Genomic DNA, 19,662 nt, shown 5'->3' on the forward strand with positions numbered 1-19,662 from the left:
CATGCTGAATCCGATCACCTATACAGAGCAGGTTGTAAGCGACTTTTTGCGATACCAGCTGAGCACCTATGCCTTCGCGGACCAGTCCCTCTATGACCAGATGCGTACCCTCCTGAATCTGGAGCACACCCGTGCAACTCCGCTGCTTAAGGGACCGTTCATCTCACTTTCCCGAACCTTCCGCCAAGGGGCCTCCATTGATCAACTGATCACTGAGGGTATTTTGCACCCTCACATTCATCAACTATCACCTTATCCGACCGTCTACGGACATCAGGAGCAGGCTATCCGGTCAATCCGGGCGGGCCGAACTACCTTGGTTGCGACAGGGACCGGGTCCGGGAAAACTGAATGCTTCCTGTTTCCTATCATCAGTAGGTGCCTGGAACTCCGGGACGCGGAAGAACCCGCTGGGATCACCGCGGTCATCGTCTACCCTATGAATGCCCTGGCGGAAGACCAACTCTTGCGAATGCGCGAATTGTTAGCTGGGACCGGTATTTCCTTCGGCATGTACGTCGGCAAGACCCCTGACTCCGAGTCGAACGTCACCGGGCTGCGCCTACCGCCGGGCAGCAGTGTAGCGGATTACCGAGCAAAGCTGGCAGAGGTGCAAAAGAAGAAGCTCGACGTAGCCGTCCATCCGCCTGAAGAATGCGTTTCCCGTGAAACGATGCGAACGCCGGGCAAGCAACCCCGCATCCTGCTCACCAACGTGAAGCAGTTGGAATTGCTCCTCACTCGGCAGAAAGACTTGGAGCTGTTCGACAACGCCCGCTTGGAATTCATGGTCTTCGATGAGGCTCACACCTTTACCGGCGCCCAGGGGGCAGAGACTGCCTGTCTGATCCGCCGGCTACGGGCATACTGTGGAAAAAGCGAGAGCAGTACCACCTGCATAGCCACGTCCGCCACGATCGCCGACCCGGTTAACGGTCTGGAGGCAGGCAGAGTCTTTGCCAGCCGTTTTTTCGGAGTGACCGGTGCTGACGTGGAACTCGTAGGCGAGTCCTATGAGTCTGATATATGGGGAGAGACCCGCACCGCCAATGGCCCCCTTAGTGGGGACCAAAGTGTGCAGCTTCAGACACTGCTGGATGTTCTCAGCCGTGTGGATCGGGAGGACGCCACTGCGGCAGAGATCCAGGCTCTGCGGATTTGGTTTCAGTCTGCGACGGGCAGCAAGCTGGGGGATGGGGATTGGCGCAAGGCGCTCCACACCTGGCTGAGCCATAACGAGGTTGTATACCAAATCGCAGAGAAACTCCGTCATCCGAGAGCGCTGGTTAATCTCTTGGAAGAGCTGTCGGCAGCACTCGGCCGGAAGATAAGTGAAGAAGAGATCCTCATTTGGTTGGCTCTCGGAGCCGCATCCCGCCAGGACACCCGCCCCTTACTACGTCCCGTAGTCCACGGCTTCGTCAGAGGGGTGAGCGGTGCTGTAGTGACATTCCCAGAGCCGGATCGGAAGGCTCGGCTCTGGCTCTCAGCGGAGGACGCACTGGGGGCTACCCCAGATCTGTTCCGGTTTCCTGTCATGAGCTGCACGACTTGCGGCCAGCACTATTTTGAGCATGCCCTCGAAGACTTCTTGTTCACGGATCGAACCCCCGGAGGTGGGATTGCAGAGGGGGATAGCCGTTACTGGCGACCGCTAGAAGTGCCACATGGCGGGATCAGGGCATTGTCCCTCGATCATCAGGTCGGTAGTGATCCAGATGACGAAGCCCCGGCCAGGACCTATACCCTGTTCGTTTGTCGTTACTGTGGTGCAGTTCACGATGAGGACAAGGCTCAGTGTCTAGGGTGCGGCAGGGAGAAAGTCCTAGCACCACTTCACTTCATTCAGCAGCACAATGATCACCCAGGCCAATTGTCGAAATGCATTTCCTGCAACGCCACCGGACGCCGTTTTGTTGGACAGTATCGAGAGCCGGCACGACCTGTTCGGGCCACGACAGTGGCGGACGTCCACGTCCTCGCCCAGAGCATGATTCACAGAGCCGAACGGAGGCGCCTGCTGGTCTTCGCAGATAACCGACAAGATGCAGCATTCCAGGCGGGGTGGATGCAAGATCGCTCCCGCCGCTACCGCCTTAGAGATCTGCTTTATAAAAAAATCCGTGAGGACAGGATCTCTGTAGGTGATTTGACTCTGTGGATGGATCAACTGCTGGATGGAGACGACGAGCTGTCACGGGCATTGATTCCCGAGGTCTGGCGCGTAGAGCCCAAGACGGGTACGGGGCAAGCCCACGGAATGGAACGGAAGTGGTACCTACGGGCTCAGCTCGTTCGGGAGTTAGCCTTGGGAGCCCGGCAGAGGATCGGTTTGGAACCGTGGGGGCGGATGCGAGTGGAGTACCAGGGACTGGTCCCTGAACACCCCTGCATCCTCAAATGGGCTGATCGGCTGGGGTGCAAGGCGAGCGAGTTGGCAGATGGGATCGCATCCTTACTGGATAGCGCCCGTTCCCGTAAGATCATCCACGATAATGTGACCAAGATTTTTAGCAGGTTCTGGATTGAGGGGGCCAAGGAAATACAACGGGGTTACGTCGCCATGATGAGGGACGTCCCCAAGGGGCTGGTGTTCCAACGAGACGCCTCCCATGATGATGCCCGTATTCAACAGTGGTTCAGTGCCTATGACACTGCCATGAAACAGGCAGCGGTATCCTGGGGGGTAGATCCTGATCAGACGGAAGTATTCCTCCGGGAAATATGGGATCTGCTGTCCCGCGATCTGGAGCTGTTGGTACCGGTGACCCTTCTGGGAGCGCGGGGGAACCCGCTTCCCAGGTGTACCGGGGCTTACCAGGTGGATGTAGATAAACTGTTGCTTGCACCTCACAAAGGTCGATATCGCTGTAACACCTGTCGCCGGTTGCACAGTCGCCCGAACCCGACGCAGAGCTGTATGGCGTTTCGGTGCAACGGGACCTTGGAATGGGAAGAGGAAGATCCTGATAACTACGACCTGCTGTTCCTGGACCAGGAGTTCTCCATGCTGCGAGCCAAGGAGCACTCCGCCCAGATCCCGGGGCCAGAGAGGGAGCGGATTGAAATTTCCTTCAAGAGTGACAGTGAACGGATAAATACGCTGGTCTGCACCCCGACGCTGGAGATGGGGGTAAACATCGGGGCGCTCGATGCCGTACTTATGCGCAACATGCCACCGCTTCCTGCCAATTACTGGCAGCGGGCGGGGCGGGCGGGCCGACAGTTCCGAATGGCCCTCGATCTGACCTATTGCCGGGCGGCCAGCCATGACCGAGCATACTTCAAAGAGCCTCTGAAGATGTTGGAGGGGCTGGTCGAACCGCCGAGCTTTAACCTCCGCAACCCGGTAATGATCCGCAAACACGCCAGTGCGACCGTCCTCACGACCTTGTTCAAGTTGGTCAGAGACGCAGCTTTGCCCGAAGCGGAACTCAATGCGATCAAAGAAAGTCTTACATCCTGCATTCCACGAATGATTAAGCCGTGGTTATTCACCCCGGAAGGTTTTGTGCGGTCCACCCCGATGGATGTCAGCGCGGTCGCTCAAGTGATTCAAATACACCGTACCCTCCTGCTTCAAGCAGTCATGGCGGCTTTTGAGCAGGGATGGCCGGTCGAAGATAAGGAGGTGATTGATCAGGGCCAGATGGAGGCGGTCATCGATGGTTTCGGTGATGCCTTGCAGGAGGTCGTCAACAGGCTGTTCGCGCGCCTACAATGGGCGCTAGGACAGTTGGAGCGACTGCGTGGTGTTGCCGCCAACAAGGGTGCACTGGACCCGGACGAAGAAGCCTTGAGGGCGCGGTGCGAGCGGTTGGTCAAGAAACTGAAGGGGGAAGCGCGGCGTAGAGCCAACCAGGCGGAAGGCGTGGATGATACCAACACGTATGGTGTGCTGGCGGCGGAGGGCTTCCTGCCCGGGTACGGGCTTGATACCGGAGCCGTAACCATCACCCACGAAGCCCCGCGGTATGGATCAGATATCCAAGACTGGGAACTGCGGCGGAGCACCTCGCTGGCGATTCGTGAATATATCCCTGGCAACCTGATATACGCCAATGGCCATAAGTTTGTCCCTCGCCGCTTCCACTTGGAACCGGAGGAACCGCTCACCTTTGTTGTGGATACCACGAGTGAGTCCATCCAAGAGACCGGGACGAATACCACTACCGCTGCGGGGATCACTGCCCAGGTGATTCCCGGCATCGTCATGTGCGACGTGGACGCCCCCCATCAGTCATTTATTTCCGACGAGGAGGACTACCGCTTTCAGATGCCTGTCGCCATCTTCGGCCACGAGCAGGGACGGCACTCTGGAGGGAAGGCCTATGACTGGGGTGGTGCTCAGCTACACCTCAAGCGCAACGTCTACATGAGGCTGGTCAACGTCGGGGCAGCCAACCGGGTAAGAAGTCAGTCGGCACTGGGTTATCCGGTCTGTCTCGTGTGTGGCCACAGTCGGTCCCCCATGAGCCACCAGTCGGAGATAGTTGACTTCAGCAGCCATCATCAGGAACGGTGCGGCCGGCCGATCGAGTTCGTGGGTTTCTATGCCGACATCGTTTCCGATGCGTTGGTTCTGACGGAGTGTGCTTCTCGCGAGATCGCCTACAGTGTCCTGGAGGCCTTACGACAAGGAGCAGCTGAGGTTCTGGATATGGAGATTACAGATCTTCAGGTGATGGTCTTTGGTAAGGCGGGGGCAGAGCAGGTTGATGGATTACTCTATGACCCCATGCCGGGGGGATCAGGACTCCTTGATCAGATCATTAAGCGATGGCCGGATGTGGTCACCGCTGCAGAAGGCATCCTAACCGGGTGTGCCTCCGCGTGCGAAACGGCATGCGTGGACTGCTTGCAGCACTTCAGAAACTCCTTCTATCACAACAACCTTAACCGGCACACCGCCATAGAGTGCTTTAGGGAGTGGGGGATGGCCCTGGCTGGATCGCACATCATCCCGCCTATCCTCCCGAGCGAGGCGCAAACCAAGGAACCGGTAAACGCTCCTGAGGCCCAGCTGAAAGCCCTTCTGGAAGCGGCGGGCTTTGATGATTTTGAGACGGAGAAGCCAATCTCGATATCTGGCGGCATCGTAACCAGGCCAGACGTCTACTTTCATGAGCCTAATGATCAACACGCTGGCGTTTGCATCTACCTTGACGGAATGAGCAAGCATATCCACGGTAATTCAGAGACGGCAACCAGGGATAGGCAGATCAGGGAAGAACTGCGAAGCAAAGATTATGAGGTCGTTGAAATAATGTATCAGCAACTCTTCGACAAGGTATCAATGCGTTTGCACATGAGAAAAATCGCGAAGGCAGTGGTAGGCATTAAGAGAGCACGTGATTTGGAGTCTGACGATAGTTGGTTCGTTTAATACATCTCTAATAGGGCCGTCCAATGGCGACAATGATACAGGCGGTGCCGCTTGATTTTCACGGTTGCCCTGGAGAAAAGCATACAATATCCCGAGCTCCGCTCGGGATTAACTTTGGGATGTTCCATTCCAGTCGATGGGCCGGCAGGACTGAACGTTCAGCCGGCCAAGGAGAAGCTCATTTTACCATCGAGCCAAAGAAAGGCGTTCTCGTCCTTGGTGACCACTGCGGAGGTCGTGGCGGCAGCGGGGGGGGCTCATTTGGGAGGCGTAATTGCGTCCTGAAAAAAGGAACTCCTTCGGAGCCTGGATAGAGAGTCTTTTAGATGGGAGTGCAATCTGGCACTGACTTTTGAGGAGCTATCGAAGGACCCAGCTTTCGTCTCAATGCGAGAGATCCCAAAATTGTAGGTGTGCGCCGCCTTTCTGATTAGTTTGCCCAGATCACCTTTGGTGGCAAAACGACCGAGATACACGGTCCCTCTCCCGTGGGTCGGTGCGTCCAAGCCTACTACCCACCCAGCCTCGCCAAGTAATTTCTGCAACGAAACCATGTCCATATCCAACGCGGTAGAGTAAATTCCCCCTTCCTTTCTGTAGGTTACAAAGCAGACCTTCTTTGCCAGCAAGCGGAAGTCCTGCTGCAACTGTTTTCTGATCCTTTTCAGTTGCGATAACACGAAGTCTGGCGATGGCGCATTGATCCTGACGAGATGCAGGAATCCGGTGTGTCTCTCCATCAGGACCAGGATATTCCCTTTTTTCAGCACATAGTCGTTGGTAAGGTACTTTTTCTCCTCCCAAGTCACTTGGACCAGATGCACCGCAAGGGTGCCGACCTCGATAGCTTCGCGCCTTGGGAGGTATCCCGTGAGGCCAATGGCTTCAATGGCTCTCCTACAACTTCTCTCCGACGGGCACGATTCGGACCGGCGCGTTCTCTCAATGATATGGGGCTGGATGTCCAAGTGCAGGTCTTTAACCGGCCATGAGGACGCTCTGGCCAACTCACACAAAACAGCCTTCTCAAAGATCGTCATTTGTCGCCTGCTCTGCAGGTCCGAACCCATAAGAATTGGGACGTGATTGGCAGGATTGGCCCAATGACGGGCAGTTAGATACGCAACCCCTTCATCCCTGGCGATTTTTTTTATGGCAACACCTTGTTCTCGTAAAGCTAAAATTCGCCTTTTGAGTTCGGTGCTGATCCGTTCTCCCCGCATACATCCTCCCAGCCCCCCCGAAATAATGTCATGGGTTATATATATTGTCAAAATGGCTTTCGTATTCCCTCCACGAGAAGCCCCTTTAGACGCCCGGAGCCGCGATTAATCGTCTAGGAGTATTAAAACAACCATCAAGTATAACATATTGATTTGCTTCATCATTTTCATTTATTTTATCCAAAGGAGTGATGAGGGGATATCAACGGAGGAGGGGAGATGACAGTGACTAATGACAGTGACAGAAAACAGGGGGAGCGGAGTCTGCTGGAAGTGGTCTCCTGTAGTGATCCCAATAGTGCAGAATATAAAATAGCTCTGAATACTCTGGTGTTGAGTCACCAGTGGCTGGTCAAGCAGATTGCATATAAGGTCCTCGGGAATTCCTCACGCCGAGAAGAATTCAAAGCTGATCTGATCCAGGAAGGCACCCAAGGTCTTTTGATGGCAATAAGAAAGTTTGATTTGGAGCGAGATACAGCATTGTCTACTTATGCTAAACATTGGATTCATAAGGCTATCGTCAAGTATATCAACCAGAATTGGCGCTCTATAAGAGTGCCAGAACGTGAATGGTACGCCATCCGATGTTTCATTGGCGAGGAAGCTAAAAGTGGACTTAGGGAGCCCTCTGTGGAGGAGATATCAGCGGCTACCGGCGTAAGCATCCCCATGGTTACCGCCATCAGGCAGCTCAAGGACGAGGTCCGGTTGGACGAGATTAGCAGCAATAACGAGGACTCAGAAGGTACCCTAACAATCGGAGACATGTTACCAAATAACATGCCGTCGGCTGAGGATTCGCTCGAATGGGCTAACGACCTTGACCAGATTCGGAAAACGCTACTGTCCGCGGGACTATCAGATACAGCGCTGGAGATCTTACGGCGTCGGTTCGGACTAGACGGCAGGGATGAGGAAAATGTCGAAGAAATAGGAAAAAGCTTAGGGCGTAGGTCGGAATGGGTACGGCGGCAACTTGAACAGGCGCTAGATGACCTAAGATGGAATTTTGTGTCACATGGTCTCACCCCCATCTACGAGAAAGGAATGATATGAACGGTGAAACCAACGTGTTGACTAACCAGATAGGGGACAGTCTGGACCGGGCAATTATCGAAACCCTGCAGTACCACGCACATCTACCCACAGACGCGAGAGATACGATCTGGGAGGAGTTGGAATCGAACATCGGCGCGCTTGACCCATGGGATTTAGATGAGGACGTGGCCTACACCATCGACCTCGATATCCTTAAAAACCTGCATGAGAACAGCGGAGGAGTGGGGGTATACATTTACGAGGGAAGCCAAGCCGGCGAGGTCAACGTAATGATGCTCTTCGCTATATGGATATTTTTCCGGGCACTGGACGGTAAGCAGGCGCTGGCGGTGGGCGATGTAGCCCGAGCGGCGTACATCGCGGCAATGGTACATGAAGGTATCCGCTGCGGCGAGAAGGCAAACAGTGAGACAGAAGCAACAGCCGACCGGCGTCTCAAAACCATCGCCAATGAGAATAACAGGCGAAACGCCGGGCGAATAAAAAACATGAAAATCTATGGACCCTCCAAAGCGATCATTATTGATGACTTTGAAAAGATCCTTGCAGACAACCTACCCATCGTCGAGTTGAGAATACCTATGCCCCTAAATGCCGTGTGCCAGGAGATAACGCTGAAATTTAAAGCCTTGTTTCCAGATAGACCCAACCTCAAACAATGTGCAAAATACCTATATCAAAAGCACGTCAAACTGCCGGAGTCGTTGGGCAAAAGAGCATCGATTATGCTGAAGGAGGACGCGATCTACCGGTGTATCACTGACCACTACCGGCAACGCCACCTAGAGGCCTGAGGGAATGCAATTAGTCCCAAGGGCGCTCGCGCCTTCATCGTCCCCCGTGCCCATATATAAAAAACTGACACCATGCCTGTTATGGCATGGTGTCAGCCAACAGCATCATATCATCAAAGAGCTGTCCATCACGGCGCATAATATCGATTACCCGGATGAAGGCGTCGAACTCCAGAACTGGAAAAGAATAGATGTATGATCCGACAACATTCTTTATTCCATCATCACTAAGCTCTACAGACCGCAGTGGTTCACCCAGTAACAGAGTGATCTGACAAATAGGGAGGTGGCTGTTGTAGTCGAGGCGCGCAAGAATCTCTCCTGAATGACACCCAATTGCCTGATCTGGATATCGGTGGCGACGCTTGACGCACCGATACTCCCCTGGGGAGCGATGAATAGCAATCAGGTGCTCAGCATAAATGAAGAAGTGATGGTTGGGGCTCACCATGTGGAGCCCCAACTTGTCCTTCTGCCACCATATCCTTGCCGTAGAGATATCGGTAGCCATATGTGATTACTCGAACAGCGAGTCGGGGCTTTCTGTATCACTTTGAAGCCCGTCGTCCAGCGGGATCTGGTAGTAGCTCAGTCCCGTGTAGGCCGAAAACAACTTGTCCAGACGATCAAGACTGCCCAACTGCAGCTTACAGGCGATGTAGTAGTAAGTCAGGACTGCGCGATCCAACTGGAAGGAATCAATCAGCTTGATATCCTCCAATTTGCCGATCATAACCCCTGTGTTGCCATGAACGACGTTAATAGCGGAGTTTGCCGGCAGCAGGCGTGCTAGGATCTCGCCGCGCCCCTCTACCTTCTCGCCGGGGATCTGAAACGCCTGCAGAACAACTGTTGGTCGGGTTGGATGGTCCATCCGCTCCACGATCTCGACGAACTGTTTGATCGGGATGACAGTGGGGACCAACTCAGGAGCGGCCACCGCGATAGATACGTTGTAGCGGTCGCGACGGAAGCCCATGCAGGCCGGGTTGAACGGACGTCCTTTATATCCCCTCGGGGACTGCGCCGCGATATCGAACGGAGGTAGCTGCTGCAGATTCGACAGCCCCTTGATGGCAGACGGGTTGCCTGCCATCAAGACCTTGCTTGCGTTGATGAGGCAACTGAATCCGTTCTGGACGTGGCATTCTGCTACCTCGCCAGGTCTAATGGTTGTTTCCATAAGTTTGTTCCTTTTCTCTTTTAAGTTGCCTGAAGGGGTCTACCTCCAGAAATGAATCCGATGCATCGAGAAGTTTCTGGAACCTCTCCCGGTCCTCGTGAAGTCGCCTCAATACCTCATAGTGGCTAACTACCATATTGCTATCGAGAGCAAAGGTAGTCGTGAAGTCGACCCCACCGTCTTTATCCCGTAGGCAGGAAACATGTAAGGTAGAGGTCTCCCCGTTGTACCACCCGACCACGCGGGCTTTGGATATGGGGGTCGACAGGGTCACTACGGCCCCTCCTGTCTCGGGGTCTCGTTCGTTGAGGTGTCCCAACAGCTTTGTCGTCCCATTCTCGCGGACCATCACCTCGAATCTTAGGGCGGCCATGCTCAGCTTTATACCGGCAGGGTTCACAGTGGTAATCCGAAGCTTGTGTCCTATCCCGTTAAGGGATAAGGCTGATAGGTGCTCTTGGCATTGCCCCGCAAGTAGCTGCTGGATCACCAACTTACTGTCGTCCGGATAATCGCTCTTGATTTCGTCTAGGACCTGACTGAGCTGCCAGGTGTAGATGGGGCCATCAGAGGCTAGGGTTTCCAAGTACAGGCGGCAGTGGGGATTTACAGCTTGGGCAATAACCCAGTCCGTTACAGGATAGCTGTACTCTACGGGATTCCCCTCAGGAAGGCCCAGAAGTCGTTTGACTGGCGCATAGATGTCGGGCATTGCTTGGGTTGTGTCTTCATTCATAATTTCACCTCCTTCCTGGTTATGCCGTTGTTTAATGCAGCGATTTACGGCCTGTTGTGCGCATGTTGCGGCGTTTTTCACGCTAAGCTTTATGAAGCGCAGTTTGGTGTTGGTCTTGAGCCGGATCGCATGACGTGATTCTTCTTCACTGCCCAGCACGACTAGAGCCGCTAAGTAAAAGGGGGTGCTGACAGAGTTGCACTTCTTAGCGTGGTGGTATGTAGCAACAAGCTCGGCCAAAGTAACAGACCGATACCGATAAGGTCGGCTGCCCAAAAACGGCACGACCTCTCTGAATGAGAGATCGATGCCGTTATCCAAGACCGAATAGATGGGGGGATGTGGAAATGTGGTTACCATAAGGAGAACATACGGAAGATTTGGTAAGACTTCTTGCGGTCTACAACTTCTTTTTCTGTAGGCCCTATTTCTACTAGTCGATAACAGTCGTCTGGACCAGCGACACGTCCACCCTCAAGGCCTGGCACAGTTTCATTATTTCGGTACGGTTTCGACCTGTATCAGTAACGCGATGCGGGATGAAACGCTGCCGCTTGAGGTCGAGAAACATTTCGTCCGAGAGACCGAATGGCCGTAAAACCGATATGATCCAGGCATGGGCGGGGCGGGTGGGGAAGTCCGGTTGCAATACACAACTGGTCACGCTTTCTAGGACAACGTTGCTGACCTTGGCTCTTTGGGAGCGTTCGAATTCCTTGGGGGGCTCAATGAGGACCGAGGCACAGGCCGTAACGTACTTGGGTGGGATGCGGATGCGCCTAAATAGTCGGGCTATTTCGTCGCGATCACGAGTCGGTCGCTTGCCGGGGACGAAGGACGCTTTCTCGCAGGCGATAAGGATCTCGGGTGTCAGGGGCGGTGATAGGTGCTGCAGAAGGTCCTGCCGGCCAGGTAGCAGGCCCATTCCGGAAAGCGTGGTAAACGGCTCCATATACTGACCGTGCAAAACCGCCTTCACTACCTCGACGATCAAAGCCAGATTGAGCTGTTCTTGGTCAAAGATTAAGGAGCAGGCGGCGGTGGGCTCTACCCCGAACCGCTCGCACAGAACCGTTACCAGGTTGGTGAGGGCCTCGTATCGGGAGACGCAGTGGCACTCAAATTCAGCCCTCTTGAAATTCTTCAGGTCGTTTACGCTCCAGCATTCTCGCTTTTGCTGCAGCTGTTTTGGCAGCAGCGCCCATACTTCGTTTAGTATCGCAACCTTGCCGGGGTAGTCGCCAGTAGCACAGGATGTGGGCAGAATCCCTTGTAAAATGGCGATTAACAGCATCCGGACTGCCCTGTCGGCTTCTCCCTTGCTCGATCGGGATCGGCGCCCTCGCATCCGGACGCGATCTGCCACCTCATTTGGGCGTGCAACGCGGCCCGCCTTCCGTATGTTGTCAGCTTGGTACCGATGCCCCTTCATCGCCGACAACGAGGGGAACGGCAGGGTATATGGAGGCGTGTAGAGGTACCCGCCCGTGTACAGGCTCTCTTGCCGTAGAAGGGGCTGCCGCTTGTAGTCGAAGTCGCAGTTTAGCTTGCGTTCGGCCTTCAGTTGGACCAAGTCTAAAGTGCCGTTGCTCTTCATGATCTTCCCGAAGCTCGGCAATGAGTAGAGCGTGTAGGTCACGATCTCGTCCCGCCCCTCCTCTGTGGCCATAAAGTGATCCAGCAGGTAAGACCCATCCACCTGCTTCTTAACCCCCTCGTTATCTAAAATGAAACGGAATTCCTCCTTGTCCGGCTCGATATCTTGGACGGGCGGTTTCACGGAGAACTTGGCCAATATCGATACACACTCTACAGGGCCATCATCGGTTTCGGCTGTGACTATCCCAATCTGCCCCCGGCTCTTGACCGCCACGACATCATCTGCCATCCCTTTTATCTCCAGGTACTCTGCATTTTTAACCAACTCTTTGCGGGCATGGCGGAAGAGCCGAATCGGCAGGAAGGTGCCCAGTATCTCCAGCAGTCCTTGCGCTCCGAATGCCTGATCATTTAGGACGGCTGGTGCTGACCAATCGACCATGTCCTCTTGCTTGTCCCGCATCCTGACTACATGGTAGTTCTTACCCTTTGCCTCTACGTCACGACGTATGTCTATCAATTCGTAGTATTTTTGCAGCACGGAATACCCTTTCGGCGATGGTACCCCGACCAGCAAGCCGTCAGTTGTACAACTGGCGACGTCGATCCGCTGCGGTTGTGACTTGCCCTCGTTAAAGTGTTCGACCCCCAAAAGCAGGGAGGAGAGTACGGCCCGGGCTGTACCTGTGGTCAATGCGGCCACTACCGGATCAGATACTTTAGATGGTTCCAGGCGGTTCATTGTGAAATTGGAGATGTCACATGTTTTGCGAGGGTTCACCGCCTGGGCGAACTTGCCATACAGGGAGTTCATGAACTCCTTAAGTAGCTTCTCGTAAACGGAGTCGGACGGGTCCTTGTGCGCAGCGTATGCGTCTTTGAACTTCTTGCGTTCCGTTGCCAGTCTGGTCAGGTAATCCTGCATGTAGAGAACAGGCTCGCCCCCCTCATCTCGTTCTATCGGCAGTTCTAAACTCCAGATGGCGTCGACCCGCGCACCAGCATCGAGGGCCAGCATGATTTCCATGTGAGTGGCGGTGGTGCTGCCTTTCAGGGTGTAGACCAAGCCGTACTTGCAGTGGTGCACATGGAGGCAGGGGTACAGTGGAGGCTTCTCTTTGAAGTGGAACTGAACCTGTGCAAAGCCTGGAAGAATGACACGGGCCCGCTCTGCGTCAGGATTGCTCTTTGCCCGCTGCCACTCGTTGTACCAGCGATTGATCATGGTGTTGTCATAGACCAGAGCTCCCTCTCGGATGCGCTGTGCCGCCACCTTTGGCATGGTTCTAAGGGTTGCCTCGAACTGCTCTCTGGATACAAGGAGGGCGTCGCGAGCCTCTTTCGCCATCTGTAACGGCACGTTGTCGGCCACCAGCTTTGCGACTCTCTCTTCATCGATATGATAATTTGGTAGGCGTAGCTCATAGGCCTTATCTAAGTCGATACGGGGGACTCGGGACATAACGCTCGGGTAGCAGCCGGTCAGATCAACGTCAAGCCAGGTTTTGTCGTGAGTCGCCTCGTAAAAGCTGGTCCTGCCTTTCAGAAGCCCTTCATTCCGCCCGCCATAATAGGCCCGCTTCACCAGCCAACGAGCATCAGTGTAGCGGGCACTGTTGAGCTTCTTAAGGTACTTCGTGTGCCATTCGTTCTCGTGAATGAAGGAGCTCATGGCAGCGTTGGCAAGAGTGATGAATAACTTCCGCACCCGGCCCTTATAGGCCAGTTCGTTGAGGGACTGCTGCAACAGACAAAACAGCTTGAGTGTCGCTTCAGTGTCCTTTAGGGCGTAATTCACGAACCCTTCCCGATCCTCTTGCAGCAAGAGCCGCATATCCTCCAAGTACCGCTGACTTATGGTCAACTTCATCTCACCGTCGGACCCAAGGAGTGAAGAGAGCTTCTTCAGGCTGCGGTGGGTAGCGGGCGCCAGGAGCATTGTGTCGAATAGTCTTATGTCAACGAGGCTATACCCTGGCAACGTCACTTGGACTGGATGTGACAAGGTGACGGGTAACTTATGGACCAGCCCGATCGCATCACCGATGTGCTGCTGGTCCCGGTCATCGAGGATGGAACCCTCAGCTGTGGTGTTGTGGCATGAGAGGCATATGAGAGTTCGCTTCCGGTGATGGTCTTCTGGAAATTCCCCGCCATTTACCGAGCGGATCAACTGCTCCGCGATGGTTTTCATGTCTGGACGTGCCCCTTCACGGGCAAAGTAGATGGTGTTGGCCCCGACGCCAGCCGTCGAACAGGCGGCGATCTGGTGAGATAAGAGCACGTTTTTCTTTTCATCTACCGGGTCCCGGTACCACTCGGCATCGAGAGATCCGAAATAGACGATGTCATATGATTTCTGCCTTTGCCGACGGGCAGCAACCCGGAAAAGATCCGAGTATTTCTCGGCCAATGCCCCTAGGCTACTCGTATCGCTCATGACAGCACCTCCGCCAGCTCATCTAAGGAGGGCAACGCACGATTGGACCTGCTTATGGTGTATGCGCGTGCCCGACGAGCAGCGTCTCGCAACCGCTGTTTGTCGTAGCACAGCAAGACATCCAGCCAATCCTGATCCAGCTCGCGAGGGATCAGCAGTTTGACCGTAATCCCCATGTCGTACAGCCGCTGTGCCAGGCGCGCCCCCGCTAGCTGTCCTACACCGTGCTGGTCGTGGTCAGCCCAGATAGCTATCTTGGTTACACCTTCAGGGGGGATGAATGATTCCAGGCCGTGGGCGGAGCCGCAGGCCCAGGTGGGGATGCCGGTCGCCTGGTACACAGCCTCGGCGGTCTCGATGCCCTCGCTGACGCCGAGAACTTCGCTGTGGTCACGTAGGCGGATCGCCGCCCCGGTCAGACCGCCACGGAAAAGAACAGGGGAGAACTTCTTGGGGTGGTCAACGTCTGCTTTCCCGGTGCCACCAGAGTCAAGGAAGGTGCGGTGAACGCAGACGACCTCCCCGTCGGGGGCTTGGAAAAAGCCCACCATGGCGGGGAGATAGTCGTCTTCGAAATCGTCCTTGTACCTCTCATTATGAACGAGGCCGAGGACGGGTGACGGAGGAATGCTCAGACCGCGGTGCCGGTAATAGGCATCCAGACGGGGGTGTGCAAAGACGGTACGGTCTAGGGTGCGATCGATATAAGTGGCGACCCAGGAGCGGTTCTCCGGCGTCGCTGATGCAGCTGGTGGAACGCAATCTTCGTCACGGTTCAGACCCAGCTCCTCCTGGTCCATGAGCCACTCCTCGATAGCATCTACGGCCTCCAGGAACGACCACCCCTTGAGCCACATCAACAGCGCGATGCCATCGTGGAACTTCCCGCAGGTGTTGCAGACGCCACCGCCGGTGGTTTCGGCATCAGGAAACAGGCGGAAGCCGTCACCGTTCCTACCGTTATGGACAGGGCAGGCGACGTGCCGGCCGTGGTGATGGATGGCCTCATAGAGTTCGCTGGTGATGTCCTCCAACAGCGTAAGCCAGCGCTTGCCGACCCGCTTTTTAAGTAATGCTGTATCGATTTGACGCATATTTCACCTCTAGTGCTGTTATGATGCTGGACCCCAAAAAGAACGAAAATGGGGATGCCCCCGGAATGGAGCACCCCCAAATCCTATTCAACGGATTTTTCTGCCGATTCACTCTTAACACCGTCAACACCCTTCACGTCCTTAGCGGATGCCTTGGGTTGATCACTGATGGCGGCCTGGAGCAACCGCTGCCCGTATTTGTTGAGCGTAATTCCGAGCCGCATCTTGCCCTTGTTTGTCGACTTTGAGCTGATCCCGGCCTCATCCAGGAGCGCGGCGAACTCTTTGTCATTGGAGTCAGGGGTGGGGTCGTCCTTGTCGTTCTTGTAAGCGTTATAGGCTTTGAGAAGTTCTGACGCCGAGGTTTTGTTGTTCTTATCACCGCGGTCGCAGCAGTCCACTAGGAACTGCTCCAGTTTGACGACGTGCTTAATGACCGCCGCCTCCTGCTGGTCGAACGGGTTTTCTCCCAGGCCCTCCCGCGCCCAGAGCACGGCGCCTTGGACCATCCAGGCGAGGATGCCGGACGCCTCCTCCGCAATCAGTTCTTGCGTGAGGTTCTTGTTCTGCTCCTCGGGGGGGATGGAAACCTTGAAAGGGATGATGCAGACCCGGTTCATCATGGCATCGTCCGACACCGTGAACTCCGGCTTGGGGTTAGTGCCCAGAAACAGTTTCAGCTCGGGCTCGAACTCGATCTCCTTCTCGTGCGGGTGGCGGGCGGTGAGCGTATCCCCACCTGTCAGCACCTTGATCAGGGCCTCGTTAAACTGGTACTTCTTGTCGGTCTCGGAGGCCGTAACGAATCGGTAGCCTTTGAGCTTGGCGAGGTCGGACCGGATACTGTTGATCCGGCCGCTGACGAGAGATTCGCTAGATAGCTGGACCCGGTAGCAAGCTCCGAGGATAGAGCGGATCACGTTGAAAATTAGGGTTTTCCCGTTATTGCCGGCGGCCCCCCAGAAAATAAAAAAGCGCTTTTCCGACACATCCCCGGTCAGCGCGTAGCCCAGAAGCTTCTGGATGAAGCGGATACCGGCAGGGTTCTCGGGGAATGCACGCTCCAGTAACTTCAAGAACTTTGGGCATGCTGCGTCACGATCGAAGGATACGGGGGCGAGCTTGGTGATGTAGTCTTTCTGGTTATGGGGACGCAGCTCTCCGGTCTTGAGTTCGATCGTACCGTTCGGGACGTTCAGGAGATATTTGTGACTGTCCAGTTCGACCTCAAGAGGGAGAAGAGAGGCCGCGAGATCTGCGGTCGCCTTGATACTGGACCGACTGAGACTTTTTTCAATCCATCCCTGGCCGGGGAGTACCAAATCATAGGCTTTACCTTCGTCTTTGGCCTTTTTATGCAGGTATTTAAGCCAGGGGATTTCAACAGTGATGATGTTCCGTATGGATTGAACGACCAATTTAACAACGGAGTTGTAAGAATCGCGAGCCCAGTGCGTATCGACCCAGCGCAACCAGATCCTCTCCGCATGGAAATAGGCAATAAGACCAGCGAAGTAAAAGACGAGCCGTTCAGCGTTCCCATACTGCGTTATCAGAATGTCGGGGGGCAGTTCCGGTCCTTGGTCGGGCTCGGTATCCCCGGCATAATCAACCCCTGGATTGAAGATTTTTTCATGCTCTGGTATCCTCTGATCCTCTTTCCCTTTTCTTGTCATTGCTGCCTCCTCCGTAGGTATTTCTCAGAAACCTACGGACGCAGTGCGAGCATTTCTTAAAGTCCGCAGCAGAATTCTTGCAGGCGCCACTTTTACGAGGACCACACATGAAAAGCAGAAATCTGTGGATGCCGCACACCCTCCACACGCTTCACCCCTTCCACTGGGGCATGATGCTTATTTGCGGGGCGGTGCTGGCAGCCTCTACGGCATTTGGGTCGCCCACCTCTTGTCCTGACCATTTTGCCGGCGGTGAGGCCCCCGAGATCATGAACCAGAAGATGACCGTGAAAGCTCGGGAGGTTTGCTACTCCGGCTATGCCGTCAAGCACTCCGGGGTCACCCGGACGCCGCTTTACTCGGCCGAGCACCTGACCCGAGAGCGGATGCTTCAGGGCAGGGGCCTCAAACGGCAGAGCAAGTTCTTCCCTGATCCGAACATCCCAGCATCAGAGCGGGCCGAGCTGCATCATTACGCCAGGTCTGGATATGATCGGGGACACGTAGCACCGTCGAAGGACATGCCGGATTTACAGTCGCAGCAGGAGTGCTTTTCGCTCGCTAACATGGTTCCGCAGAACCCGGAAAACAACCGGGGACCGTGGGAGGCTATCGAGTCAGCCGTCCGTAAGCTCGCCAAGGATCGGGGTGACATCTACGTAGTGACTGGCCCCATTTATCAGGGGGAGGTGCAGCGCATCGGCGGGGCAGTGATGGTTCCAACGAAGCTCTACAAGGCCGTGTACGATCCTTCCCGTAGGGAGGCCGGTGCGTACCTGATCGACAATGCCGCCGATGCCCAGCCTCAGAAAATATCCATTGCTGAGCTGGAAAGGATTGCTGGCATCAATGTTTTTCCGGCGGCAAGCGAGTCGGTCAAGGCTAGGATGATGCGGCTACCGGAACCCAAGTCCTACAAAGAACGACGGCAGAAGGGAGGACGATGATGATCGAAAAGGGATTTTCGCCATACCAGAATGAGGCTGACTGCATACAGATCGCGGGCCTGACCATCGAAAATCGGTTGGACCGAGTCAGCGTGTACGGCTCGATAGACCTGTGGAAGGACAAGGGAGGGTTGGAGGCCGCGCGAGAGATGAAGAGGCTTCTCGACCACGTTGTCGAACAACTCGAAAAATCAGACCTTCCGGACAAGGTGGAGATGGCCAAGGTCGAAACGGTTCACAACCCGTTTGCGTGATGGAACGGGACGGTGAAGTGATCAGGCAACTGGATGAGACGGACGACCTCGAGATGGTGGATGTTCCCTATGACCGCCTCAACACGGAAACCCTACGCAGTGTCATCAGCGAGTTCGTGACACGGGATTGGGACGAGATGGGCTTCTACCACTACACCCTCGACGAGAAGACCGACCAAGTCATGGCGCAGTTGAAGAGTGGCAAGGCAAAGCTGGTCTTCGACCCGCTTACCAACTCGTGCAACATCATACCTGTGACCTGACGGAGAGCTGGACATCTGCAAGTTCTGCAAGGGGCACGAGCGGGTACACGGTTGGAAAGCTCGCGAAAAAGGAGAACCCATGTCTAAAGTAACTGTAGTCGCCAAACTGACCGTCAAGCAGGATGCCATCGACCAGGTGAAGCCTGAATTGCTGAAGCTGATCACCCCAACTCGGGCCGAGAAGGGGTGCCTCGAATACCGCTTGCACCAGGATAACGACAACCCGGCCGTATTCACGTTCTATGAAAACTGGGAGAGTCTGGCATGTCTTGACAGCCACATGAACTCGAATCACTTCAGTAGCTACGTCGCCGCGATAGGTGATCTGCTCGAAGATAAAGTCGTCCACCAAATGACTGAGATCGCGTAGATATGATATGCAAGATCGTTTCAGGGGGGCAGACCGGGGTTGACCGGGCGGGACTTGATGCCGCGATGGATGCTGGTATCCCAGTAGGGGGGTGGTGCCCTAAGGGACGGGCCGCTGAGGATGGAACAATACCCGAGTGCTACCCGCTGGTAGAGATGGAAACCATCAGTTACACGTCCAGGACAGAGCAGAACGTCATCGATTCCGACGGGACACTGATCATCAACCAGGGGCCGCTATCGGGCGGGACCAAACGCACTGTTGAGTTTGCCATCAAGCACAACAGGCCATACCTGACAGTCCAGGTTGAGGAACACCCCGACATGGAAGCCATTACGAGATGGGTAGAGGAACACGGTCTACGGACGCTGAACGTAGCAGGCCCCCGAGAGTCAAAATGCCCGGGAATTTACCTGAAGGCAATCGACCTGCTGAAAAGGATGCTGTCGGACTAAAAATATCATCTATCCCAAATGGCACTATTACACCAAGAAACAGACCTCATATTAGGAGCTCTGTTGGCCCCCGTTCCACGTGCCAGTGCGAATGGTAGACAGGCTTCGAAAAAAATCGGCCACACCCTTCATACCCTCCACATTCACCACCACCGCGATGGCGAAACGCAATAAGGCTGG

Annotated in this window: 15 protein-coding genes; 8 read left to right on the top strand and 7 right to left on the bottom strand. The window is 55.0% G+C overall.

Translation table 11 applies throughout. From position 1 onward, the window contains the following. The first annotated feature begins 1 nt into the window (after position 1). Positions 2–5,386: a DEAD/DEAH box helicase gene (locus tag KP003_RS02950; protein WP_217300312.1), complete on the top strand. Its 5,385-nt coding sequence runs from the start codon at positions 2–4 to the stop codon at positions 5,384–5,386. A gap of 257 nt (positions 5,387–5,643) precedes the next feature. Here KP003_RS02950 and KP003_RS02955 read toward each other — a convergent pair whose 3' ends face one another. Further along, entirely contained in the window at positions 5,644–6,426 is a 783-nt protein-coding gene (locus tag KP003_RS02955) for a hypothetical protein (protein WP_217300313.1), read from the bottom strand. A gap of 402 nt (positions 6,427–6,828) precedes the next feature. On the opposite strand from KP003_RS02955, the gene KP003_RS02960 reads away from it, so the two are divergent. Further along, entirely contained in the window at positions 6,829–7,668 is an 840-nt protein-coding gene (locus KP003_RS02960) for a sigma-70 family RNA polymerase sigma factor (protein ID WP_217300314.1), read from the top strand. Continuing rightward, positions 7,665–8,465: a hypothetical protein gene (locus tag KP003_RS02965; RefSeq protein WP_217300315.1), complete on the top strand. Its 801-nt coding sequence runs from the start codon at positions 7,665–7,667 to the stop codon at positions 8,463–8,465. Before KP003_RS02960 ends, KP003_RS02965 begins: the two co-directional genes overlap by 4 nt. A gap of 79 nt (positions 8,466–8,544) precedes the next feature. Here the strand turns inward: KP003_RS02965 and KP003_RS02970 are convergent, their stop codons facing one another. From KP003_RS02970 to KP003_RS02995, 6 genes are all read right to left on the bottom strand, one after another. Then, entirely contained in the window at positions 8,545–8,976 is a 432-nt protein-coding gene (locus tag KP003_RS02970) for a hypothetical protein (RefSeq protein ID WP_217300316.1), read from the bottom strand. 6 nt (positions 8,977–8,982) lie between these two features. Further along, on the bottom strand, positions 8,983–9,648 hold the full coding sequence (locus tag KP003_RS02975; RefSeq protein ID WP_217300317.1) for a hypothetical protein: 666 nt from the start codon (positions 9,646–9,648) through the stop codon (positions 8,983–8,985). Beyond that, positions 9,632–10,384 carry a hypothetical protein gene (locus KP003_RS02980; protein ID WP_217300318.1) on the bottom strand — a complete coding sequence of 251 codons (753 nt, stop codon included), beginning with the start codon at positions 10,382–10,384 and terminating at the stop codon, positions 9,632–9,634. The genes KP003_RS02975 and KP003_RS02980 overlap by 17 nt, the downstream gene beginning before the upstream one ends. A 433-nt stretch (positions 10,385–10,817) precedes the next feature. Beyond that, positions 10,818–14,423, bottom strand: coding sequence for a hypothetical protein (locus tag KP003_RS02985; RefSeq protein ID WP_217300319.1), 3,606 nt, complete (start codon positions 14,421–14,423; stop codon positions 10,818–10,820). Next, positions 14,420–15,517 (bottom strand): DUF7146 domain-containing protein, encoded by a 1,098-nt coding sequence (locus KP003_RS02990; RefSeq protein ID WP_217300320.1) that lies wholly within the window; start codon positions 15,515–15,517, stop codon positions 14,420–14,422. The genes KP003_RS02985 and KP003_RS02990 overlap by 4 nt, the downstream gene beginning before the upstream one ends. An 83-nt stretch (positions 15,518–15,600) precedes the next feature. After that, the gene (locus tag KP003_RS02995; RefSeq protein WP_217300321.1) at positions 15,601–17,193 is read right to left on the bottom strand and encodes a DNA primase family protein; all 1,593 of its coding nucleotides are present in this window, start codon (positions 17,191–17,193) and stop codon (positions 15,601–15,603) included. A 107-nt stretch (positions 17,194–17,300) separates the two neighbouring features. Between KP003_RS02995 and KP003_RS03000 the strand changes: the two genes are divergently transcribed. From KP003_RS03000 to KP003_RS03020, 5 genes are all read left to right on the top strand, one after another. Further along, positions 17,301–18,140: a DNA/RNA non-specific endonuclease gene (locus tag KP003_RS03000; RefSeq protein ID WP_239027598.1), complete on the top strand. Its 840-nt coding sequence runs from the start codon at positions 17,301–17,303 to the stop codon at positions 18,138–18,140. Further along, positions 18,137–18,394 carry a hypothetical protein gene (locus tag KP003_RS03005; RefSeq protein ID WP_239027599.1) on the top strand — a complete coding sequence of 86 codons (258 nt, stop codon included), beginning with the start codon at positions 18,137–18,139 and terminating at the stop codon, positions 18,392–18,394. The genes KP003_RS03000 and KP003_RS03005 overlap by 4 nt, the downstream gene beginning before the upstream one ends. Positions 18,395–18,411: 17 nt before the next feature. Continuing rightward, positions 18,412–18,657 carry a YheU family protein gene (locus KP003_RS03010; RefSeq protein ID WP_239027600.1) on the top strand — a complete coding sequence of 82 codons (246 nt, stop codon included), beginning with the start codon at positions 18,412–18,414 and terminating at the stop codon, positions 18,655–18,657. 79 nt (positions 18,658–18,736) lie between these two features. Beyond that, the gene (locus tag KP003_RS03015) at positions 18,737–19,027 is read left to right on the top strand and encodes a putative quinol monooxygenase (protein WP_217300323.1); all 291 of its coding nucleotides are present in this window, start codon (positions 18,737–18,739) and stop codon (positions 19,025–19,027) included. A gap of 2 nt (positions 19,028–19,029) precedes the next feature. Next, positions 19,030–19,482: a putative molybdenum carrier protein gene (locus KP003_RS03020; protein WP_217300324.1), complete on the top strand. Its 453-nt coding sequence runs from the start codon at positions 19,030–19,032 to the stop codon at positions 19,480–19,482. Positions 19,483–19,662: the final 180 nt, after the last annotated feature.

Origin of the sequence: Geomonas diazotrophica (assembly GCF_019063885.1) — a bacterium.
GTDB classification, from domain to species: domain Bacteria; phylum Desulfobacterota; class Desulfuromonadia; order Geobacterales; family Geobacteraceae; genus Geomonas; species Geomonas diazotrophica.